Below are 20,880 nucleotides of genomic sequence, written 5' to 3'. Positions count from 1 at the left end.
TTGCGGTGCTCGGGGCTACAGGTCGTGACGAAGCGGGGGCGGACAGGGCAGAGCTGCGCCACCGCGCACGGTCATCGCTGCTCTCTTCCAGCCGCACCTGATCGGGTCATAGCGAGAGAACGCGAGACAAGGATTACCCACCACGATGTGAAACGCGGCACTGAGCGTGCCAAGCCTGCCCACCCCTTGTCCCTCTCCCGGCGGACACCCTAGCGAGTGACACAAGATCACCACAACGCCCCAACAGTGCATCCGAACGAGTGACCATCAACCTTGTCAACCAGCAACATCAGCCCGGTTGAAGATCAACTTCCGGCCGGTTTCTGTCGGCCGCCCGGCCAAGATCGGGTCGTGGACCGGCGTCGGCCGCGTGCAGTTGCACGGGCAGTAGTCCTCCGGCGTTACACCGCAGGACGTTGATCACCGAGCGCTACTTCGCCTCGTTGAACAATCGTCCAGCGTTTTCCGGCCACCGGAACGGGAGTCGAACAGGTGTACGATCACGCCGATACCGCATCGATCTCGGATCCGCGAATGATTCCCCGGTCGTTAACACGATCGAAACACAGTGGCGCATTTCGATCAATTGATAGATTTTGTCAGGTCGTAAACCGTCGTGCTCCCGGCGGTGACCGGTGCGAAGTTCTGCTCGACCCAGGCCTGGATTTCGCCGGCGGTCCCCCGGCCGCCCCCGAAGCCACCGCGCCCGCCCGCGACGTAGTAGTGGACGTCGCCGCTCGCGACGTACCGCTGGAACTGCTCGAGTGTCGGCGCCGGGTCGCTGCCGCTGAAGCCGCCGATCGCGAGCACCGGCCGTCCACTGGCGAGCGCCAGCCCGGCCGACTCCATCGCGCCGCTCTGCGCCGCGGCCCACTTCGTCGTCGTGCCCTTGAGCAGGTCGATCACCGCGGTGTCGGTCTGCCCGCCGCCGAAACCGCGGGCACCGCCACCGAAGCCGCGTCCACTCGCGACGGCCGGCCCGGACGACGGCGTCCCGCCCGAGTGCGCGGTCGCCGCCGTGGCCAGCGTGAAGGCCGACGTCCCGAGCAGCGCGCCGCACAGGCCGAGCACGGCCACGACCGGGCCGAGCCGCCGGAGCCGGTCGGCGCCGAACAGCAGCGCGAGCACGGCGGCCGCGCTCAGCACGAGCAGCGCGTAGCGCACCCACGGCTGCCAGTCCGGCGTCCGCGCGAGGAGCAGGAAACCCCACACCGCGGTCACGGCGAGCAGGACGGCGAGCACCGCGCGGGCGGCGAAGTTCGCCCGGCCGCGCCACAGCTCCCGTGCGGAAATCCCCAGCGTGGCGGCGATCCCGGGCGCCAGCGCGACCGTGTAGTACGGGTGGATGATCCCGCTCATGTAGCTGAACACCAGCGCGGTGACGACCAGCCAGCCACCCCACAGCAGCAGCGCCGCCCGCGTCCGGTCGGTGCGCGGCGCGCGGCGGGTGAACCACAGGCCGGCGACCAGCCCGATGACCGCGGCGGGCAGCAGCCACGACGCTTCGCCGCCGAACTCGCCGCTGAACAGCCGCGTCAGCCCGGTTTCCCCGCCGAAGCCACCGCCGAAGCCGCGCCCGCCCGCGGGCAGTTCCAGCCCGGCGGGCGGCGTGACGGCCCCGCCACCGCCGCCACCGCGGCCTTCGCCGAAGATCCGGCCGAGGCCGTTGTAGCCGAACGCGAGTTCCAGCACGGTGTTGTCGGTCGAGCCGCTGATGTAGGGCCGGTCGGCGGCCGGCCACACCGCGACGACCGCGATCCACCAGCCCGCGGAGACGAGCACGGCACCGGCCGCGGCAGCCAGCTGCCAGATCCGGCGGCCCAGCGACGTCGGCGCCGCGACGGCGTAGGCGAGCACGAACGCGGGCAGCACGAGGAACGCCTGCAGCATCTTGTCGAGGAAGCCGAACCCGATCGCGACCCCGGCGAGCAGCAGCCACACCGTGCTCCCCCGTTCGAGCGCGCGCACGACGCAGTACGCGCCGGCGACGAGCAGCAGCACGAGGAAGGCATCGGGGTTGTCGTAGCGGAACATCAGCGCGGCGACCGGCGTCAGCGCGAGCCCGGCCCCGGCCAGCAACCCGGCACCCGGCCCGGACAGCCGCCGCACGGCGAGGTAGACCAGGCCCACCGAGGCGACGCCGGCGAGCGCGTTCGGCACGAGCAGGCTCCAGCTGGAGAAGCCGAAGAGCCGCCCGGACAACCCCATGACCCACAGCGAGAACGGCGGCTTGTCGACGGTGACGACGTTGCCGGGGTCGAGCGAGCCGAAGAACAGGGCCTTCCAGCTCCACGTCCCGGCCTGCGCGGCCATCGCGTAGAAGTCGTTGGCCCAGCCCGTTTTCGCCAGGTCCCACAGGTAGAGCAGCCCGGTGCCGAGCAGCAGCACGGCCACGGCCGGCTTGACCCACCGGGCTTCACGCGCGGCTTCGGGAACGGGCTGGGCGAGCGCGGGCGCCGACAGCGTGGTCGTCATGGGCTTCACCGTGTCGGCGCCGCATGTGGTGAAGATGTGCCGAAGCTGTGCGTGCGCTGTGCATCCGCCCCGACTGGGTCACCACCCCGGCCCGCCCGCCGTGCACGCCGCTCTGAGTTCAGTCTCCCGAGGGGCTTCGATAGTCGATCGGCCGCTCGATGCCGTAGTAGCTGATGGGATCCACGGGAATCTCGTCGACCGTGCCGGTGGCCCGGCGGATCCAATGGACACCATGCCTGTCCGAACCTGAGATCTCTACACCTGCGCGCCCCTGCATGATACCGGTGTCAACGTTCATGACGATTTCCCACCTACCGGGCGGCAAGGCCGCGATCACCGCACAACGCTGATTACCGTACTCCGGCTCATCGTCCGACAACCACTCTTCGCCCGTACGAGGCGCCGCACCTTGGATAAAAACGGGGAAGACCACAACATTGAAGAATGGCTCGTTCGAGGTATTCAGCAGCTTCATGGGAAACTGAAGCTGGTCGTCCGCGCGGTGCGAAACGGGCCAAGCCGACAAGTGTGAGACATGCTCACGCCGCTCTCGCTCTGCGCGAGCACCAGCCTCGGCTCTCCCACGCCGCCCATCCCTGATGGCGATCCCGAGAGCGACAACGACCGCCGCGATGGTTCCGATCGCCCCGGCCCACTGCCCAGCGGCCCCCCACCACTCCGGCGTCCTCGGCCGGAAAAGCCAATTCCAAAATCCGTTGATCACCGCATTGAATACGATGTATACCTCGCCGCCGATCAGAACGACCAGCGCAAAGGTTCTCACACTTCGTAGCACACGCTCGGACACCGGCACGCCCTTCATTGATTTCTCGGCTCGGATGCACGCGCCCCAGAATCATACTGAGCGAAACGCCCTCGTGCCCGCGGCGAGCGGTATAGAGTTCGAGGCGCAACCCGTCACGAGGGCGTCGGCGCCGCCGGGAACGTGATCTCGAACTCCGTGCGGCCCGGCCGGCTCTGCACCGCCACCCGGCCGTCGTGCGCGCTGACCACCGCGGCCACGATCGCCAGCCCGAGGCCCGTGCTCCCCGCCGCGCGCGATCGCGAATTGTCGCCGCGGGCGAAGCGCTCGAAGACGTCCGGGAGGATGTCCGGGGGGATGCCGGGGCCGTCGTCGGCGACGCGGAGGCGGACCGTTCCGTCCGAAGTGGACAAAGTGGTTGTCACCGTCGTGCCCGCCGGGGTGTGCGTGCGCGCGTTGGCCAGCACGTTGATCACCACCTGGTGCAGCTGGCCCGCGTCGCCGCGCACGCCGATCGGCTCGCCGGGGACGTCCATCAGCCACTTGTGGTCCGGGCCCGCGACGTGCGCGTCCGCGACCGCGTCGGCCACCAGCCGGCACAGGTCCACCCACTCGTGCACCACCTGGCGGCCGGAGTCCAGGCGCGCGAGCAGCAGCAGGTCCTCGACCAGCGTCGTCATCCGGCGCGACTCCGACTCGACGCGGCTCATCGCGAACGCGACGTCCGGCGGCACCTGCTCGCCGCTGCGGCGGGTGAGCTCGGCGTACCCGCGGATCGCCGCCAGCGGCGTGCGGAGCTCGTGGCTCGCGTCCGCGACGAACTGGCGGACGCGGTTCTCGCTCGCGTGCCGCGCGGTGAGCGCGTTCGCGACGTGCTGCAGCATCCGGTTCAGCGCCGAGCCGACCTTGCCGACCTCGGTGTTCGGGTCGGTGTCGGGTTCCGGGACCCGTTCCGACAGTGCTACTTCACCGCGGTCCAGCGGCAGCTCGGACACCCGCGTCGCGGTCGCGGCCAGCCGGTCGAGCGGCTTCATCGTGCGCCGGATCGTCGCCGCGCCGACCGCGCCCGCGACCAGGATCCCGGCGAGCGCGACGCCGCCGAGGATGAACCCGAGCCGCCACAGCGTTTCGTTGACGTCCCTCAGCGGCAGGCCGATGACCGTGCGCTCGCCGCCGGGCGACGCGGTCGACAGGACGCGGTATTCGCCGAGGCTGCCGCCGAGGTCGACGGTGTGCGGCTTGCCGTCGGCCGCCAGCGTGAGCAGCGTCGTCACCTGGTCGCGGCTGATCGGCTTGAGCGGTGGCCGTCGCTTGCCCTGCCCGGTGGCGGTGGGGACCGCGCCGGCGGTGAAGTCCAGGACGCTCGCCCGGACCAGCCCGGCGCTCACCGTGACCGCGAGGGTGCCGTCGCCCTGCCCGAGCACCCGCAGCGGGTCGGGCGGTGGCGTGTCGCCGTACACCCAGGGCGGGGGCTCGCCGTTGTGCTTGCCGCGGTCGTTCGTCGCGGCCAGCCGTTTGTCCTGCTGGCCGACGAGGAACTCGCTCAGCGCGAACTCCGTGACCACGCCGACGACCAGGCACACCAGCGCGAGCAGCGCGGCGAGCTGGACGATCAGCCGCCGCCGCAGCGACCACGGCCGCCGCGTCCGGAACCGCCGCCGCTCAGCCCGCTGGCTTGAGGACATACCCGGCGCCCCGCATGGTGTGGATCATCGGCTCGCGGTCGGCGTCGATCTTCTTGCGCAGGTAGGAGATGTAGAGCTCGACGATGTTGGCCTGCCCGCCGAAGTCGTAGCTCCAGACGCGGTCCAGGATCTGGGCCTTCGACAGCACGCGCTTGGGGTTGCGCATGAGGTAGCGCAGCAGCTCGAACTCGGTCGCGGTCAGCGGCACCAGGTCGCCGCCGCGGTGCACCTCGCGGCTGTCCTCGTCGAGGGTGAGGTCGCCGACGACCAGCTGCGACCCGCTCGCGCCGGTGACGCCACCCGCGCGGCGCAGCAACGCGCGCAGCCGCAACGCGACCTCTTCGAGGCTGAAGGGCTTGGTGACGTAGTCGTCGCCGCCCGCGGTGAGCCCGGCGATGCGGTCCTCGACCGCGTCCTTCGCCGTCAGGAACAGCACCGGCAGGTTCGGCGCCTCGGACCGCATGCGCCGCAGCACTTCCAGCCCGCTGAAGTCGGGGAGCATGACGTCGAGGACGACGGCGTCGGGGCGGAAGTCGCGCGCGATCCGGACGGCCTCCGTGCCGTCGCCCGCGCTGCGCACCTCCCAGCCCTCCATCCGCAGGGCCATCGACACGAGCTCGGCCAGCGTCGATTCGTCGTCGACCACGAGCACCCGCACCGGACTGCCGTCGGCCCGGCGCAGGTCGGCCTTGCCAGGGCCGGGTGACGTGGCGTTCATAGCGGTCATGGTGCCACCTTCCCGGCTCGCCGTCAGTGTTCGCTGTGCGGTCGCTGTGCGTTCCCTGTGAGAGTTCGCCCGGTCGAGGCACAGCACCCGCTGACGCCCCGCACAGCTCAAACACAGCCTCGGCGGCGAACCTGATCTCCGACCAGTGTGGGCACCACCGGAGGACACGATGACGACCGAGCCGACGCCGAACACGCCACCCCAGGGCGAACCGGCCCCCGCCAACTGGGGCGACCCAGCACAGGCAGCGCCGAAGAAGGGCTGGTCCGGCAAGAAGACGGCGATCGCGGCCGGCATCGCGGTGGTCATCGCGGCCGGCGGCGGCGCGGCGATCTGGGCGGGCACCAGCAGCGCCGACAACACCGCGCAGGGCCCCGGCGGCTTCGGCGGTCCGGGCGGCAACGGCCAGTTCCGCGGCCAGGGCATGCCGGGCGGCGGTTTCGGCGGTGGGCTGGCCGCGATGCGCGACGCCCTGCACGGCGACTTCGTCGTGGCCGACCCGAACGGCGGCTACACGACCGAGCGCCTGCAGACCGGCGACGTCACCGAGCTGAGCGCGACTTCGGTGACGCTGACCAGCAAGGACGGCTACAAGCAGACGTACACGATCGGCTCGTCGACGCAGAAGACGGGCGACGTGAAGCAGGGCGCGACGAACGTGACGGTGGTGGCGAAGGTCGAGGGCCAGACGGCGACGGCGACAACGCTGGGCCAGGGCTTCGAAGGCCAGCGCCAGCCAGGCCAGCGCCGCGGCGGCGAGTACTCGGGCCGCCCCACGAACTGACCGACCCAGCTCACCCCGAGCGCCCCGATGTGGCGTTGGGTGCGCTGGACGCACCGAACGCCACATTGGGGCGTTTCGGCGCCGACGGCCCTCCTGCCAGGGTTCGCCCCGATGCCGCGTACCCCTCCCGCCGCATCGGGGCGTTCCCGCCCACTCGCCCGCCGCTTGCGGCAAAGTGGCGGGTGTGCCGGACATCCGGGGGTCGCTGAGGCGCCAGTCGCTGCTGGTCGCGCTCGTCTGCGTGGTCTGCGACGCCGCCCTGTTCACCCTGCGCGGCTCGCTCGGCGAATCGGGCTGGCGGGGCTGGGCGGTGCTGCTCGGCGGCATCGCCGTCAACGCCGCGCTCGCCGGCGCCGCCCGCCACTCAGGCTGGGTCGCGCTCGCGCACGCGCTCCTGTTCGCCGGTGCGCCGCTGCTGCTCTGCACCTGCCAGGGGTACGTCATCGGCAACAACGCCGGGATCCTCATCGCCGGCTACCGCGCCGGGGCCTGGCTCCGGCCGAAACCCGCCGTCCTCGCCCTCCTCGCCCTGCTCCTCGGCGTCACCGCCGGCTGCATCGAAGGCGGCGGCCGGACCGCGGCCGACTGGCGGCTGACCGCCATCAGCGTCAGCGTCAGCGGGCTCCTGCCGTGGCTGGTCGGCCGGTACACGACCGCCCGCCGCGCCTACATCGCCGACCTCGAACGCGAAGCCGACGAACGCCGCCAGCACGAGGAAGAAGCCGTCAAGCGGGCCGTCCTCGAGGAGCGCACGACGATCGCGCGCGACCTCCACGACGTCATCTCCCACCACGTCAGCGCCATCGGCGTGCACGCCGGCGCGGCCCGGCTCGGCCTCCCCGAGGGCGCCGAACCGGTGCGCAAGTCCCTCGGCGCCGTCGAATCCGCCAGCCGTTCGGCGATGGCCGACCTGCGCCGGCTCCTCGACCTCCTGCACGCGGAAACCCACGCCGGACAACCCGGCCTGGACAACCTGGACGAGCTGATCGAGACCGTCCGCGCGGCCGGCCTCCCCACCCGGCTGACCCTGCGCGGCGAGCCCCGTGAACTGCCGGGCTCGCTCGACGTCGCCCTGTACCGGATCGTCCAGGAGGCCCTGACCAACGCGCTGCGCCACGGTGAAGGCCCGGTCGAGGTGGAGCTGAACCACGGCCGCACCGAAGTCGTGCTCACGGTGACGAACGGCCTGCGCCCGGACCGCGGCACGCACGACGAGCACGCGCACCGCGGCCTGGCGGGGATCCGCCAGCGCGTCACCCTGTTCGGCGGCCAGGTCTCCTACGGCGAAGCCGGCGGGCACTGGCAGCTGCGCACGACCTTCCCGGTGGAGAGCACATGATCCGCGTCCTGCTGGCCGACGACCACGCGATGTTCCGCTCGGGGATGCGCGCGCTGCTCGACACCCAGCCCGACTTCACCTGCGTCGGCGAGGCGTCCGACGGCCGCGAAGCCGTCGCCGAGACCGCGCGCCTGCGCCCGGACGTCGCGGTCCTCGACGTCCGGATGCCCCGCCTCGACGGCCTCGCCGCGACCGAAGCGATCCTCGCCGCGCCGGGCAACGACACGCGTGTCCTGGTGCTCACCACGTACGACGCCGACGAGTACGTCTACCGCGCGCTGCGCGCCGGGGCGAGCGGGTTCCTGCTGAAGAGCCTGGCGCCGGAGGAGCTGGTCGCGGCGATGCGGGTGGCCGCGCGCGGGGACGCGCTGATCGACCCGTCGGTGACGCGGCGGCTGGTCGCGAAGTTCACGTCGGTGCTCGAACCCGCGGCCGCCGAACCACCCGAGCTGGCCCGGCTGACGTCCCGCGAACGCGAAGTGCTGCTCCTGCTCGCCAACGCCTGCAGCAACGCCGAGATCGCGCGGCGGCTGCACGTCGGCGAGGAGACGGTGAAGACCCACGTGTCGCGCGTGCTGAGCAAGCTCGGGCTGCCCGACCGCGTGCACGCCGTGGTCTACGCCTACCGCAACAAACTCGTGCCGGACGGGCGACCGGCCTAAGCTGAGCCGATGAGGCGGTGGATCACCTTCGCGATCGGGGTCGTGCTCGTGCTGGTCGGCGCCGTCTGGGTGCTGCAGGGCATCGGCGTGATCACCGGCAGTTTCATGACCGGCCAGAAGCTGTGGTTCCTGATCGGGCTCGCCGCGTTCCTGGTCGGCGTGGTCCTGGTCGCGGCCAACCTGACGCGGCGGCGCAAACCTACTTCGTGAAGATCTCGAAGATCGGGTAGCCCGGCGCGATCTCGCGCAGCTTTTCGTCCGAGGCCTTGGCGTCGACGCCGTCGAAGAACACGCCGACCTCGAACTTCCAGCGCTTGAGGTACGCGCGGAGGATGCCCGGCTTCTCGTCGTCGGCCAGCTCCCGGAACGTGAACGCCTCGACGCGCTTCCCGACGCGCAGCGTGCCTTCGCCGGCGAAGCGCAGGTTCCGCACCCACTGCGTCTCGCCGCGCGGGGCGACGAGGTAGCGGACGCCGTCGACGGTCAGCAGGTTGACCGGCACCGACCGCGGCTCGCCGCTCTTGCGGCCGACGACGGTCAGCACCCGGCTGCCCCAGACGCTCACGCCCATCCTGGTCAGCTTCGCGACCAGCTCGTTGAAGGCGTTGGTGGACTTCTTCGGCTCGATGTAGCGGGCGGCGGTCATGGCGTCCTCCGGAAGTTTGGGAGAGCACTGCTCTCGACTAAGAGCAGTGAACACCTGAGCACTGCTCACTGTCAAGAGCACTGCTCTCGATTTTGTGCGCCGCTCTCGTCGTGGCACACTGATCGCATGACCGCGACCCGGACCGCCCGCGAACGCGCCCGCGCCGAACTGACCCAGGAGATCAAGGACGAAGCCCGCCGCCAGCTCGCCGACGTCGGCGCGCACGGGCTGTCGCTGCGCGCGGTGGCGCGTGAGCTGGGGATGGTGTCGTCCGCGTTGTACCGGTACTTCCCGAGCCGGGACCGGCTGCTGACGGACCTGATCATCGACGCCTACAACGCCATCGGCGAGGCCGCGGAGCAGGCGGACCCCGGCAAGGGCGAGCCCCGGGAGCGCTGGCTGGCGATCTGGCACGCGACCCGCGAGTGGGCCCGCGCGCACCCGCACGAGTACGCGCTGATCTACGGCTCGCCGATCCCCGGTTACCAAGCGCCGCAGGACACCGTCGCCCCGGCGGCCCGCGTCGCGCTCGCGCTGGTCAAGGTGCTCACGCACACGGAACTGCGGGCGGTCGGCGAGGTCCCGCCCGAGCTGCGCGCCCAGGCGGAAGCGCTCACGGAGGTCCTCGGGATCGTCGCCGGCCCGGAGACGGTGGCCCGCCTGCTGATGGCGTGGACCCAGCTGTTCGGCGCGATCAGCTTCGACCTGTTCGGCCAGTACGTCGGCAGCGTCGACCCGGCGGACGCGTTCTTCGCCCACTCGGCGCTGCGCATGGCGGAGTTCGTCGGCCTCTAGCCCGGCGCCGCCACGGCCGGGCGCGTTCCGCACCCACCCCGCGCGGCCGAGGTCACCGGCCCCAGCCCGCCCACCGCGGCCGTCCCCCGCCGGACCCGTCCCGCACCCACCCCCGCGCGGCCTAGCCCGGCGCCGCTCACCCACCACCAGCCGACACGATCCGCGCTCCGCGCAGCCGGGTTCGCCGGCCTCCAGGCGGTACCGTCACGCCAGAGGTCAACGGAAAGGCGGGGCGACGTGACGGGGTGGGCCGGGAAGGTCGGCAGGATCCGGGTGATCGGGACCGGGGTGATGGGCCGCGGGATCGGCCAGCTCGCCGCGACCGCGGGGGTGACCGTCGAGCTCGCCGACGTCCGGCCCGAGGCCGTCGCGCAGGCGATCGAGTTCGTCGGCGGGATGATCGACAAGCTGGCCGCCAAGGGCAAGCTGACCGAAGACCCGCGGGCGGTGAAGGACCGGCTCGTCGCGGTCGACGCGCCCGCCGCGCCGGCCGACGGGGTCGACCTCGTCGTCGAAGCCGTGCGGGAGGACCTCGAGACCAAGCGGGCGCTGTTCGCCGACCTCGAGCGCGTCTGTCCACAGGAGACGGTGTTCGCGACCAACACCAGTTCGCTGTCGGTCACCGAGATCGCCGCCGGGCTGGCCGAGCCCGGCCGGCTCGTCGGGCTGCACTTCTTCAACCCGGTGCCGCTGATGCGCCTGGTCGAGGTGGTGCCCGGCGCGCGCACGTTCGACTGGCTGCCCGGCCAGGCGCTCGAGCTGGTGCGCGGCTGGGGCCACGAGCCGGTGCTGGCGAAGGACGCGCCCGGCTTCCTGGTCAACCACGCCGGCCGCGGCCTGAACACCGAGGCGCTGCAGATCCTGGCCGAGGCGCTGGCCGAACCCGCCGACGTCGACCGCGTCGCCCGTGACGTGCTCGGCCTGAAGCTCGGCCCGTTCGAGCTGCTCGACCTCACCGGCCTCGACGTCTCCCACGCCGTCCTGGAAAGCATCTGGAGCGGCTTCCACGGCGACCCGCGGCTGCGGCCGTCGTGGCTGACCCGGCCGCGCGTCGCCGCCGGGCTGTTCGGGCGGAAGAACGGCGAAGGCTTCTACTCCTACGACGACGGCAAACAGCGGGTCGCCGACGAGCCGGCCGCGCCGCCGAAGCCGACGAGCCCGGTGTTCACCGCGGACGAGCACCTCGCCCGCACGCTTACCACGGCGGGCGTGCACGTGGTGTCCGACGCCTACCCGGACGCCGTCCTGCTCGTGCCGCTCTACGGCGAGTCCACAGTGGACGCCGCCACCCGCGCCGGGCTGCCGCTGGACCGGACCACCGGCGTCGACCCGCTCGGCGGCTACGAACGCCGGCTGACGATGTCGGTCCACCCCGGCCTCGACCCGGCGGCGGGCCGCGCCGCCTGGGGCGCGCTGGCGGCGACCGGCCACCCGGTGACCGTCGTGCGCGACGGGCCCGCCCCGATCGCCCAGCGCCTGCTGGCCTCGATCGTCAACACGGCGTGCTTCATCGCGGGCCAGCACCTCGCGACCCCGGCGGACATCGACACGGCGGTCCGCCTCGGCCTCGGCTACCCCCGCGGCCCCCTGGCCTGGGGCGACCTCGTCGGCGGCGACGTGGTGCTGCGCATCCTGCGCGGCCTGGCCTCGACGACGGGCGACCCGCGCTACCGCCCGAGCCCGTGGCTCACCGAGCGCGTCGCACTCGGCCTTCCCCTCACCTCAACCGGAACCACGCCCGCGGAGCTGCTCGGCTAGCGACACCGAAAAGGCGGGCCGCCCCCGGAGTTCCGGGGACGGCCCGCCTTTCACCGATCAGTTCACCAAGGACGGTCGACCGCTCCGCCCGCCAGCGTGAACGTGATGTAGCCGCCCTGGAAGTCGCTGCGGTACACCCCGTTCGTCACGTACTCGTCCGTCGTCGGGTAGCGCAGGTAGGACCGCTCCCACCCGAGCGCCGCCCACTTCTTCCGGATCTCGCCCTTCACCGCGTGCGCACCGGTCGCCACCGAGTAGTAGATCGAGTGCCCGAGGCTGAAGTGGTTGTACCGCCCGACCCCGTCCGGCGTCGCGCCTTCGTCGGTGATCGGGAACCCGAGCCCGCGCTCGTACCCCAGCTCCGCCCACTTCTTGCGGATCTCGCCGAAGATCGCGTGCGCGCCGTCCGCCGCCGTGTAGTAGATCGAGCCGACGTTGCCGCCCTTGACGAAGTGGTTGTACCGGCCGACGCCGTCCGGCGTACCGGCCTCGTCGGTCGTTGGGTACCCGAGCCCGCGCTCGTAGTCCAGCGCCGCCCACTTCTTGCGGATCTCACCGTAGAGCGCGTGCGCGCCCGTCGCCGCCGTGTAGTAGATCGAACCCACGTTGCCGTTGTTGACGAAGTGGCTGTACTGCGCCACCCCGTCCGGCGTGGTCGCGGTGTCCGACGTCGGCGGGCCGAGGACGCTGTGGCCGCCGAACGCGACGTACTTGTCGAGCACCGGGCCGGTCACGTACTTCGTGCCGCCCACGGCGCTCCAGTACAGCCGCCCGTTCGCGTAGACCCGGTAGTGGACCGGACCGTCGGTGACCTCGGGCGCCGCCGGCGCACCGAGCTTCGCCTGCAGCGCCGGGTCGGCGTTGTAGCGCTGGTCGATCGGCGTGGCGTAGTTCGCCGTCAGCGTCATGTCGCTCGTGCCGACGGTGATGATCCACTTGTTGTCGACCGGGCCGCCCTGCCAGCCGGTGAACGTCGAAACGCCGTCGATGGCCAGCGACTCGGCCACGACGTCGAACGACGCCCCTTCGGTGACGAGCGCCGTGTTGGCGTTGTTCGCGACCGAGATCTTCAGCACCGCGGGCTGCGTGCCGACCAGCGTGACGCGGTGCCGGCGCGGCCACGCCGTGTACGTCTTGGACGTCGTGACGCCCGCGCTGTCGGTCACCGTCGCGGTGAACTCCATCCGCGAATCCGGGTGCTCGGTGAACGGCGCCGCGAAGCTCGTCCCGGTGCCGCCGTCGCCCGGGTGCGAGTGGCAGGTCGCCTCACTGGGGCAGTGTCGCACCGCCGTGGTCCAGGTGATCGGCAGCGTGCCGTCTTCGGCGTCGGTCGCGGTGGCGCCCAGCGAAACCTGCTGGTCGACCGCGAAGGTCGCGGAATCACCCGGCGTGGTCAACGTGATCACCGGGGTGTGGTTGCCCGGCGCGACCGCGATGCTGGTCGTGTCGGCGGCACCCAGCGGGTCCCGGACGGTCAGCTTCGCGGTGAACGACTCGGTGCCCGCCGCGTAGGGGTGCGACACCTTCGGACCTGCGTCGGTGAGGGTGGCGCCGTCGCCGAAGTTCCAGTCGTACTTCAGCGTGTCGTTGTCGTAGTCGACCGAAGCGGAACCGTCGAACGTCACCGTGCGGGTGTCCGGGTCGGTCACCGACGTGGCCTTGGCGACCGGCGCGGTGTTGCTGGCCGAGTAGCTCAGGCGACGCAGGTTGCCGGTCAGGATGTCCGCGTAGACGATGTCGCCGTTCGGCGCCGCGGCGAACTTCACCGGGCCGCCGATGTCGGTGAAGACCGGCGGGTTCTCCGGTGCCTGCGTGAGCTGGCCCTGCTTGTCGTAGCGCATCGTCCAGATCTTGTGCGTCACGTAGTCGCCGAAGAAGTACGAACCGCGGTACGCCGCCGGGTAGCTGGATCCGTTGTAGACGATCCCGCCGCTGACGCTGTTGCCCTGCATGATGCCGTTGCCGTGCTGGTACTCGAAGATCGGCGGCTGGTTCGCCACGCCGGCGCAGCCCGCGAGGCCGCTGAAGCCCGGCGTCGGGTGGTTGCCTTCCCAGCACGGCCAGCCCTGGTTGGCGCCGCGCTGGACGACGTCGACCTCTTCCCACGCGTTCCAGCCGACGTCCCCGGCGACCGGCAGCCCGAGGTTCTGGTCGATGCTGAACCGGAACGGGTTGCGGAACCCGCGCGCGAACACCTTGCTCGCGGTGGAGCCCGGGTTGGCGGCGTCGTAGTACGGGTTGGTCGGCACCCCGCTGCCATCGGCGGCGAGGTGGAGGATCTTCCCGTACGGCTGGTTGATGTCCTGGGCTCGCAGCGAACCCGGGTCGGCCTGCCGGAAGTCGCCGTTGTCGCCGATGGACAGCCAGAGCGTCCCGTCGGTGGCGGCGACGACCTCGTCGAGGCCGTGCACGTTGAAGATGCCCGGCACCTCGAACAGCGTCTGCTCGCCGGTCAGCCCGCTCGGCACGCCCGCCGCGTCCACGGTGACCGTGAACCGCGCCATCCGCATCACGAAGCCGCTGGTCTGGTTGATCGACCGCGTCAGGTAGATGGTGTGCGACGTGGCGTAGTCCGGTGCGACGGCCAGCCCGACGAGGCCCAGGTCCTCGTTGGTCCGGACCGGCAGCTTCGCCAGCAACTGGCCGGCCGAGCCATCGGCCGACAGCCAGCGGACCGTGCCGTTCTTGCCGGTGACCAGCATCGAGTTGTCCGGCAGGTACCCGAAGTCGGTGAGTGGTTCTTGCCCCAGTCCGGAGCTGGTGTCCCGCAGCACGAACCCCTGCGGGAGCGCAGTCGCCGCCGTCGCCACCCCCGTGGCCACGACGGGCAGCATCGCCCCGGTCAATACTGCCGCCACCAAGGCGTGACGGAGTGCGCGAAGTTTTCGCAAGGCCATTTGGCCCCCCTTCCCAAACGATCACTTATCGTCTGAACAGGGGGGCCAGTTGCACTCGGCAGAATGAATTTATCGGACTGTGACCTACTGTCCGTATTGGCTGATAACGCGTTACGGGACCACCTGCACGACGTCACCGACGTGCAGGGTGTTGAAGAACTTCAGGGACGCGGCGGCCGACAGGTGGATGCAGCCGTGCGAGTACACCGAGAGGCTGCCGGTGTGGAAGGCGTCGCCCGGGTAGAAGAACACCGAGTTCGGCATCTCCGCGTTGTCGAATTCCTTCGACAGGTGCATCTTTTCCTTCGACAGCACGTGGAACGTGCCGGTCGGGGTCGGGTTGCCCTTGCGGCCCGGCAGCATCTTCACCGGCCCGTAGACGACCTTGCCGCCCTGCAGCAGCCACGCCTGGTGCGCCGAGATGTCGACGCAGGCCGCGGTGCCCGGCGCCGCGGCCGCCGCCGCGCACGGGACACCCGGGTTCGCCGCGGGCGCCGGCTTCGGCTTGGGCTTCGGCTTGGTCGTGGTGGGAGCAGGCTTCGACGTCGTGGGCGCCGGCGCCGGGGTCGCGCTCGACGTCGCCGGGGTGGGCGTCGGGGTCGGGGTGGCGCTCGACGTCGTCGGCGTCCCGCCGCCGGTCCCCGCGGCCGCGACGGCCCCGCCGCCCGCGTTCGGCCCGCCGGCCGCACCCCCGCCACCGGAACAGGCAGCCAGCACGAAGGCGGTGGCCAGCGCGGCCGCTCCCGCCAGAAGCCTCTTCACGTCCGGTACCCCCAGTGTCTCGATCATCGCGTTTGGACATCGGTAAAGACGGTGCTCACCCGGTCGAGGTTCGTCGGTGAAGGTCACGATTTGGGTCAACCCGGGGGTTGAGGCCGGAATCCACCCGGGACCGGCCCCCACGCCGACGAAACCGGGCCGCCGTTCGCCGAGGCTGGGAGCACCCGACGAACCGAGGAGCCGCCAGCCATGCCCACCGCAGCGAACGTCCTGCTCTACGCCGCCATCGCCGTGCTCGTCTTCTACCGGGTCGTCTACCGGCAGGTCCGCGGCACGCTGCTCGACCGCAAGTCGCTGGTCACGCTGCCGCTCGTCCTCACGGCGGCGGGTGCCTACCTGACGCTGAAAGCGCTGCCGGGCGCGTCCGCCGGCGAGTTCGGCCTGCTCGCCGCCGACCTGGTGGTGCTCGCCGGGCTGGGCGTCCTGCGCAGCACGACCACGACGCTCACCGAGCGCGCCGGCACGACGTTCCAGAAGGGCTCGCTGGTCACGGTCGGGCTGTGGGCGCTGACCGTCGCGGCCCGGGTCGGGCTGGTGGCGCTCGGGACCGCGCTCGGCGTCGCGGGCCCGCTGACCACTGCGTCGATCGCGCTCACCCTCGGCGTCAGCATCGCGGTGCAGAACGCGACGACCTACCTGCGCGTCCAGCGCCGCGGCCTGCCGCTGGCCGACCGGCGCCCGGCGGCCCTCAACCGCTGACGCGCCCCAGCATCCGCGCGTACATCCGGCCCGGGCTGGGCACTGACGCCGGCACCAGGAACCCGGGCAGCGGCGGCAGCCCGCCGACGAACCCGCCGAGCCGCTCGTACAGCTCGGCCGCGCCGGACGGCCGGGCCTCGGGCTCCTTCGCCAGCACTTCGGCGAGCAGGGTGTTGAGCTGCTTCGGCACCCCGCGCACCGGCGGCGGCAGCTCCTTGACCTGCCGTTCGAACACCGCGTACGCCGTGGGCCCGTCGAACAGCCGCCGCCCGGTGAGCATCTCGTGCAGCACGCAGCCGAGCGCGTAGAGGTCGCTGCGCGGTTCGGCGCCACCCCGCTGGATCTGCTCGGGCGCCATGTACGACGGCGTCCCGAGCAGCTGCCCGGCCCGCGTGAACTGCGCCGCGTCGGCTTCCCGCAGCACGGCGAGCCCGAAGTCCATCACCTTCACGCCGCCGTCGGGCCCGAGCATCAGGTTGGACGGCTTGAGGTCGCGGTGGCACACCGCGAGCGCGTGGGCGGCGGTCAGCACCGCGCACGCCTGCGCCGCGATCGCCGCGGCCCAGGGCACCGGCAGCGGCCCGTGCTCGGCGAGCAGGTCGGCCACGGTCACGCCTTCGACGAACTGCATGACCTGGAACAACCGGTCGTCGTGGGTGCCGTAGTCGTAGAGCGTCGGCACGCCGGGGTGGTCGAGCGTCGCCAGGATCCGCGCCTCGCGCGCGAACCGGGCTTCCAGCTCTTCGTCGCGGCCCGGCAGCCGGAGCAGCTTGATCGCCACGCGCCGGCCCAGCCTGCGGTCGAACCCGCCGTGCACCGCGCCCATCCCGCCGCGGCCGAGCGGCAGCTCGTCGAGCTCGTAGCGGTCGGCGATCAGCATCCGTTCCCCTAACGGCCCGGCCTGAGCCGTCCTTCGACAAGTCCCGCGAAGCCTAGCCGGACCAGCTCACGACCCGTTTCGGCCGCCTGCCGCAGAACGGCGTCGAACGAGGCGAGGTCGCGGAAGACCCGGCCGTGTTCGCGCTGGACCGCGATCGGGACCCGCGGGACCCGCACGCGCCTGCTGTCGATCCGGGTCGAGGCGGACGCGGCGGGCAGGTCGGCCGCGCGCAGGCAGCCGGCCAGGAAGTCCGCGTCCAGCCGCCCGGGGTCGACGCGGTACACGGTGAGCCCGGCGCCGACCGGTCCGGCCGGTCCACTGTGGACGTACGCGATCCCGGTCACCGACGCCACGACGTCGCCCGCTTCGGCGAGCGGGTGCTCGGCGTCCGCGCGGGCCGCCGCGTGCCGGACCTCGACGACCCCGGCCTTGACCAGCTCGCCGATCGTCGTGAACGCGGGCTCACCGTCGGCCGCTTCGAGCGGCGGCAGCTCGGGGACGAGCTCGGCGAACCGGCCGCGTACGGCCTCGAAGGCCTGCCCGGGATCCTCGTCGCTGGTGCGGCGGTGGGCCGGCGTCAGGTCGACGTCGTCGTCGAGCAGGTCGATGATCCGGGCGCCGGATTCCGGGTGCGCGCGGAACTCCCGCCACATTTCGTCCACTGTGGACAGCTCGTCGCCCGCCTCGCCGAGCAGCACCGTGGACGGCGGGCGTTCGCCGGGGACCGGCCGCCGCAGCAGCCAGAGGTCGGGCCCGGCCGGCGGCAGCGTGACGACCGCGCGGACCGCGCCCGCGCGCAGGAGGTTGCCGCGGATGCGCTTGCCGCTGCGCCGCCCGGCCGCCGCGCCCGGCATCAGGATCGCCACCGCGCCACCGGGTTCGACGTGGGCGAGGCAGTGCTGGACCCAGGCGAGCTCGGGTTCGCCGCGCGGCGGGAGGCCGTACTCCCAGCGTTCGTCGCCGACGAGTTCGTCGTGGCCCCAGGCGCGTTCGTTGAACGGCGGGTCGCACAGCACGGCTTCCGCGGTCCGGCCGGCGAAGGCGTCTTCGCGCAGCGCGTCGACCGGGTGGACCTCGGCCTCGATGCCGCGCAGCTTCAGCCGCAGCCCCGCGATCGACGCCGTCATCGCGTCACTGTCCTGCCCCAGCACGGCTTTCGCGCCGCTGGCCAGCGCGAGCGCGCCGAAGCCGCAGGCGGGGTCGAGGATCGTCGAGACCGGGCCGACGAGCCGCGCCATCAGTTCGGCGATCGGCTCCGGCGTGGCCGACAGCCGCCGCGAATGCGCCTCGAAGTACCGGCGGCACAGCAGTTCGAACGCTTCGACCGGGCCCGCGCGGTGCGTCATCTCGCTGAGCAGCGTGAGCAGCTCGGGGTCGTCGAGCTCGCGGTCGAAGGTGTCGACGAGGCCGGCCTGGAAGGCGAAGAAGACGCCGGCACGGCTCACGCGTTCGGCGAGGTCGAGGTCGTCGCCGAGGGCGCGCAGGCGCTGCCAGGCGCGTTCGCCCTCGCTCAGCTCGAACGGCTTGCCTCGGGCGGCGAACCAGGCGGCGACGGCGGACAGGCCGAACAGCGGGCTGGACGCCGTGCCGCCGACCGGCTGCGGGAAGTCCGGGTAGCGGCGGCGCCAGTTGCTCACCGCGGCCCGGCCGACCCCGGCGAGCCGCGCGATGTCGGCCGCGCTGACCGTGGCGTCGTCGTCCATGGCGAGGACTCTATCGGAGGATGCTCCATTCAGCCGACATGGTTGTGAACTCAGTCAACCAATGCTTACATGGGGAACATGACACACGATCGGTACGTCCTGCGGTACGCCGCGGGGTCGGACGTCGGGCAGCGTCGCCGGATCAACGAAGACGCGGTGTACGCGAGTTCCCGCCTGCTCGCCGTCGCCGACGGCATCGGCGGCCAGCCGCACGGCGAGGTCGCCAGCGCGACGGCGGTGGACGTGCTGCGCGAGCTCGACGTCGACCTCCGGCGGGTGGACCTCACCGGGGTCGACCTGGCCGCGACGCTGACCGGCGTGGTCAAGTCGATCGACGACCGCCTGCACGAAGTGGCGGCGCAGGAGCCGGAAACCACCGGCATGGGCACGACGTTGACGGCCCTGATGTTCGACGGCATCGAGTTCGCGGCGGCCCACATCGGCGACTCCCGGGGGTATCTGCTGCGCGACGGCGAGCTGCGCCGCCTGACCCGCGACCACACCCTCGTGCAGGCATTGGTCGAAGACGGCCGGGTCGCGGCCGAGGACGCGGACTCCCACCCCCGGCGTTCGTTGCTGATGAAGGCGTTGCAGACAGCGGGTTCCGGCGACCCGGACATCTGGACGTTCCCCGCCGCCGAGGGCGACCGCTACCTGCTCTGTTCGGACGGCCTGAGCGGCCCGGTCAGCGAACCGAAGCTGCGAGAAGTCCTGTCGGCGCCGACCGACCCGGCGGAAGCGATCCCGGAGCTGATCCGCCTGGCCAACGAGGGCGGCGGACCGGACAACATCACGTGCGTGGTGGCCGACGTCACGCGCTGACCCACCTTCGAGACGCGGGAAGGGCATCCGGTATCGTCTCCTGCGGAGGATTGGCCGAGCGGCCTAAGGCGCACGCTTGGAAAGCGTGTTGGGTTCACGCCCTCGCAGGTTCGAATCCTGTATCCTCCGCCGTTTGATCAGGCGAAACGCCGGGCCGCGCGCCCGGCGTTTCGTCGTTTCCGCCCCCGCGCCCCGAAAACCGGTAGCCTGCCCCGGATCCGCACCCTTGACGTCCGGCGAGTTCGACCGCGCCTTCACGGAAGCCCGCCTCGCCGAAGTCCGCCGCCTCCTCGGCGAGCCGTGGCTCGAAGAACCCGCGGGCCACCCCGGCGACGCCCTCGACGCAGCCTGCGGAACCGGGCGCTACTCGACCATCCTCGCCGCGCGCGGGCATCGGGTGATCGGCGTGGACAGTTCGCCCGGCATGCTCGCGCGTGCCCGGGAACGGGTGCCCGGCGCCGACTTCCGGCTCGGCGACCTCACCGATCTTCCCGTCGACGACGCCTCGGTCGATCTCGTCACCTGCGGCCTCGCGCTGACCCACGTCGCCGGCCTCGGTCCCGTGCTCGCGGAGTTCGCCCGCGTCCTGCGGCCGGACGGGCACGCCATCCTGTGCGACGTCCACCCCGAGTCCGTCGCCCGCGGCTCGATCCCGTCGCTGCGCGGCCCCGACGGCCGGCCCGGCCGCCTCGCCTCGCACCGCCACCTCGTCGGCGACTACCTGCGCGCCGCACTCGCGGCCGGGTTCACCCCGCTTCGGTGCGAAGAACCTCGCCTGCCGGCGAAGGACCCGGCCCCCGCGACGACCGAGCCGGGCCCGTGGGAGCTCTGGCCGTGGAGCCTCGCCGCCCTGGTGCCGGACGCGGCCCGCGCGGCGGCGCGGGACGTGCCGGCACTGCTCGTCTGGGATTTCCAGCTGCGCGACAGGTAACTCTCCGATCGGCGTCAAGGCGCAGTGCTCACCGCTAGGACAGCCATAAGGCAGACCCGTGATCGACCCGGCCCCGGACGTCCCACGTCCGGGGCGTTGCTGATTCCCGACCCCGACCACTCGGCAAAGTCGAATGATCACGCTGGGTAGTTGGATCCGTTTCAGCTCAACGGCGCCGACCTCCATCTCGCACAGCTCGACCGACGGGATTACCGAACGAGTGAGAAGGGTGAACCAGTCATGACCACGCAGCCCGCCCCGACCCCCAACCGGGAGCCGGACCGCGCTACGCCGCTTCCGTCCTCTTGGCGGTCGGGCTACTCGGCGTTCACGTCGACTTCGGGCCGTTCCACTTGAGCCCGAACGGCCCGACCACGGCGATCCACGCGCCGTCAACGCTGCTCACCGGAGATTTTCGGCGCCCGAAATGTGAAACCTCTTCGGTGCTGCGCTTTTCCGCTCGGGCACGTGGAGTCACGGGCAGGGCTGGGCGAAACGGGTTACTCCGCTCGCGCTAGTCTCAGCCCCACCTCG

18 protein-coding genes and 1 tRNA gene are annotated in these 20,880 nt (G+C 71.8%); 10 read left to right on the top strand and 9 right to left on the bottom strand.

Annotation, left to right across the window (positions count from 1 at the left end):
• Positions 1-582: 582 nt before the first annotated feature.
• The 4 genes from ACLJQM_RS05960 to ACLJQM_RS05945 all read right to left on the bottom strand — a co-directional run bounded on the left by ACLJQM_RS05960 (position 583) and on the right by ACLJQM_RS05945 (position 5,650).
• Positions 583-2,475 carry a glycosyltransferase family 39 protein gene (locus tag ACLJQM_RS05960; RefSeq protein WP_410630401.1) on the bottom strand — a complete coding sequence of 631 codons (1,893 nt, stop codon included), beginning with the start codon at positions 2,473-2,475 and terminating at the stop codon, positions 583-585.
• Positions 2,476-2,593: 118 nt separating this feature from the next.
• Entirely contained in the window at positions 2,594-3,283 is a 690-nt protein-coding gene (locus tag ACLJQM_RS05955) for a hypothetical protein (RefSeq protein ID WP_360779704.1), read from the bottom strand.
• 110 nt (positions 3,284-3,393) lie between these two features.
• Positions 3,394-4,923 carry a sensor histidine kinase gene (locus ACLJQM_RS05950; RefSeq protein WP_360779701.1) on the bottom strand — a complete coding sequence of 510 codons (1,530 nt, stop codon included), beginning with the start codon at positions 4,921-4,923 and terminating at the stop codon, positions 3,394-3,396.
• On the bottom strand, positions 4,901-5,650 hold the full coding sequence (locus ACLJQM_RS05945; protein WP_281506212.1) for a response regulator transcription factor: 750 nt from the start codon (positions 5,648-5,650) through the stop codon (positions 4,901-4,903). The genes ACLJQM_RS05950 and ACLJQM_RS05945 overlap by 23 nt, the downstream gene beginning before the upstream one ends.
• Positions 5,651-5,819: 169 nt before the next feature.
• Between ACLJQM_RS05945 and ACLJQM_RS05940 the strand changes: the two genes are divergently transcribed.
• The 4 genes from ACLJQM_RS05940 (at position 5,820) to ACLJQM_RS05925 (ending at position 8,645) form a co-directional block, all read left to right on the top strand.
• Positions 5,820-6,434: a hypothetical protein gene (locus ACLJQM_RS05940; protein ID WP_410630400.1), complete on the top strand. Its 615-nt coding sequence runs from the start codon at positions 5,820-5,822 to the stop codon at positions 6,432-6,434.
• A 184-nt stretch (positions 6,435-6,618) separates the two neighbouring features.
• Positions 6,619-7,773 carry a sensor histidine kinase gene (locus tag ACLJQM_RS05935; RefSeq protein ID WP_410630399.1) on the top strand — a complete coding sequence of 385 codons (1,155 nt, stop codon included), beginning with the start codon at positions 6,619-6,621 and terminating at the stop codon, positions 7,771-7,773.
• Positions 7,770-8,435 carry a response regulator gene (locus tag ACLJQM_RS05930; RefSeq protein ID WP_247017111.1) on the top strand — a complete coding sequence of 222 codons (666 nt, stop codon included), beginning with the start codon at positions 7,770-7,772 and terminating at the stop codon, positions 8,433-8,435. Before ACLJQM_RS05935 ends, ACLJQM_RS05930 begins: the two co-directional genes overlap by 4 nt.
• A 9-nt stretch (positions 8,436-8,444) precedes the next feature.
• On the top strand, positions 8,445-8,645 hold the full coding sequence (locus ACLJQM_RS05925) for a hypothetical protein (RefSeq protein WP_247017109.1): 201 nt from the start codon (positions 8,445-8,447) through the stop codon (positions 8,643-8,645).
• Here ACLJQM_RS05925 and ACLJQM_RS05920 read toward each other — a convergent pair.
• A complete protein-coding gene (locus ACLJQM_RS05920; RefSeq protein ID WP_247017107.1) occupies positions 8,635-9,081 on the bottom strand; it encodes a nitroreductase family deazaflavin-dependent oxidoreductase in 447 nt (148 codons plus the stop codon). The genes ACLJQM_RS05925 and ACLJQM_RS05920 overlap by 11 nt on opposite strands.
• A gap of 126 nt (positions 9,082-9,207) precedes the next feature.
• Between ACLJQM_RS05920 and ACLJQM_RS05915 the strand changes: the two genes are divergently transcribed.
• Both ACLJQM_RS05915 and ACLJQM_RS05910 read left to right on the top strand, forming a co-directional pair.
• The gene (locus tag ACLJQM_RS05915; RefSeq protein WP_247017105.1) at positions 9,208-9,876 is read left to right on the top strand and encodes a TetR/AcrR family transcriptional regulator; all 669 of its coding nucleotides are present in this window, start codon (positions 9,208-9,210) and stop codon (positions 9,874-9,876) included.
• Positions 9,877-10,113: 237 nt separating this feature from the next.
• The gene (locus tag ACLJQM_RS05910; RefSeq protein WP_410630398.1) at positions 10,114-11,634 is read left to right on the top strand and encodes a 3-hydroxyacyl-CoA dehydrogenase; all 1,521 of its coding nucleotides are present in this window, start codon (positions 10,114-10,116) and stop codon (positions 11,632-11,634) included.
• Positions 11,635-11,696: 62 nt separating this feature from the next.
• Here the strand turns inward: ACLJQM_RS05910 and ACLJQM_RS05905 are convergent, their stop codons facing one another.
• The gene (locus ACLJQM_RS05905; RefSeq protein ID WP_410630397.1) at positions 11,697-14,531 is read right to left on the bottom strand and encodes a PQQ-dependent sugar dehydrogenase; all 2,835 of its coding nucleotides are present in this window, start codon (positions 14,529-14,531) and stop codon (positions 11,697-11,699) included.
• Between the two features lie 111 nt (positions 14,532-14,642).
• Positions 14,643-15,293, bottom strand: a complete 651-nt coding sequence (locus tag ACLJQM_RS05900) for a L,D-transpeptidase (RefSeq protein ID WP_410630396.1) — start codon at positions 15,291-15,293, stop codon at positions 14,643-14,645.
• A gap of 207 nt (positions 15,294-15,500) precedes the next feature.
• Between ACLJQM_RS05900 and ACLJQM_RS05895 the strand changes: the two genes are divergently transcribed.
• Positions 15,501-16,010, top strand: coding sequence for a hypothetical protein (locus ACLJQM_RS05895; RefSeq protein WP_410630395.1), 510 nt, complete (start codon positions 15,501-15,503; stop codon positions 16,008-16,010).
• On the opposite strand, the gene ACLJQM_RS05890 is transcribed toward ACLJQM_RS05895, so the two are convergent.
• Positions 16,000-16,890 (bottom strand): serine/threonine-protein kinase, encoded by an 891-nt coding sequence (locus ACLJQM_RS05890; RefSeq protein ID WP_247017095.1) that lies wholly within the window; start codon positions 16,888-16,890, stop codon positions 16,000-16,002. The genes ACLJQM_RS05895 and ACLJQM_RS05890 overlap by 11 nt on opposite strands.
• Positions 16,891-16,898: 8 nt before the next feature.
• A complete protein-coding gene (locus ACLJQM_RS05885; RefSeq protein ID WP_410630394.1) occupies positions 16,899-18,593 on the bottom strand; it encodes a class I SAM-dependent DNA methyltransferase in 1,695 nt (564 codons plus the stop codon).
• A 78-nt stretch (positions 18,594-18,671) separates the two neighbouring features.
• Between ACLJQM_RS05885 and ACLJQM_RS05880 the strand changes: the two genes are divergently transcribed.
• The 3 genes from ACLJQM_RS05880 to ACLJQM_RS05870 all read left to right on the top strand — a co-directional run bounded on the left by ACLJQM_RS05880 (position 18,672) and on the right by ACLJQM_RS05870 (position 20,346).
• Positions 18,672-19,415, top strand: a complete 744-nt coding sequence (locus ACLJQM_RS05880) for a PP2C family protein-serine/threonine phosphatase (RefSeq protein WP_247017091.1) — start codon at positions 18,672-18,674, stop codon at positions 19,413-19,415.
• A 44-nt stretch (positions 19,416-19,459) separates the two neighbouring features.
• Positions 19,460-19,544 (top strand) — tRNA-Ser (locus ACLJQM_RS05875).
• A gap of 97 nt (positions 19,545-19,641) precedes the next feature.
• A complete protein-coding gene (locus ACLJQM_RS05870) occupies positions 19,642-20,346 on the top strand; it encodes a class I SAM-dependent methyltransferase (protein WP_410630393.1) in 705 nt (234 codons plus the stop codon).
• Positions 20,347-20,880: the final 534 nt, after the last annotated feature.

This window comes from Amycolatopsis sp. cmx-4-83 (genome assembly GCF_046548815.1).
Lineage (GTDB): Bacteria > Actinomycetota > Actinomycetes > Mycobacteriales > Pseudonocardiaceae > Amycolatopsis > Amycolatopsis pretoriensis_A.
Note: the sequence above shows the minus strand (reverse complement) of the source record. Positions and strands in the feature narration are given on the sequence as shown.

Bases quoted from the DNA above. Each gene is read 5' to 3' on its own strand.
- ACLJQM_RS05945 (WP_281506212.1), bottom strand. From the start codon at position 5,650: ATGACCGCTATGAACGCCACGTCACCCGGCCCTGGCAAGGCCGACCTG.
- ACLJQM_RS05920 (WP_247017107.1), bottom strand. From the start codon at position 9,081: ATGACCGCCGCCCGCTACATCGAGCCGAAGAAGTCCACCAACGCCTTC.
- ACLJQM_RS05895 (WP_410630395.1), top strand. From the start codon at position 15,501: ATGCCCACCGCAGCGAACGTCCTGCTCTACGCCGCCATCGCCGTGCTC.
- ACLJQM_RS05940 (WP_410630400.1), top strand. From the start codon at position 5,820: ATGACGACCGAGCCGACGCCGAACACGCCACCCCAGGGCGAACCGGCC.
- ACLJQM_RS05930 (WP_247017111.1), top strand. From the start codon at position 7,770: ATGATCCGCGTCCTGCTGGCCGACGACCACGCGATGTTCCGCTCGGGG.
- ACLJQM_RS05915 (WP_247017105.1), top strand. From the start codon at position 9,208: ATGACCGCGACCCGGACCGCCCGCGAACGCGCCCGCGCCGAACTGACC.
- ACLJQM_RS05890 (WP_247017095.1), bottom strand. From the start codon at position 16,890: ATGCTGATCGCCGACCGCTACGAGCTCGACGAGCTGCCGCTCGGCCGC.
- ACLJQM_RS05950 (WP_360779701.1), bottom strand. From the start codon at position 4,923: ATGTCCTCAAGCCAGCGGGCTGAGCGGCGGCGGTTCCGGACGCGGCGG.
- ACLJQM_RS05925 (WP_247017109.1), top strand. From the start codon at position 8,445: ATGAGGCGGTGGATCACCTTCGCGATCGGGGTCGTGCTCGTGCTGGTC.
- ACLJQM_RS05905 (WP_410630397.1), bottom strand. From the start codon at position 14,531: ATGGCCTTGCGAAAACTTCGCGCACTCCGTCACGCCTTGGTGGCGGCA.
- ACLJQM_RS05960 (WP_410630401.1), bottom strand. From the start codon at position 2,475: ATGACGACCACGCTGTCGGCGCCCGCGCTCGCCCAGCCCGTTCCCGAA.
- ACLJQM_RS05880 (WP_247017091.1), top strand. From the start codon at position 18,672: ATGACACACGATCGGTACGTCCTGCGGTACGCCGCGGGGTCGGACGTC.
- ACLJQM_RS05885 (WP_410630394.1), bottom strand. From the start codon at position 18,593: ATGGACGACGACGCCACGGTCAGCGCGGCCGACATCGCGCGGCTCGCC.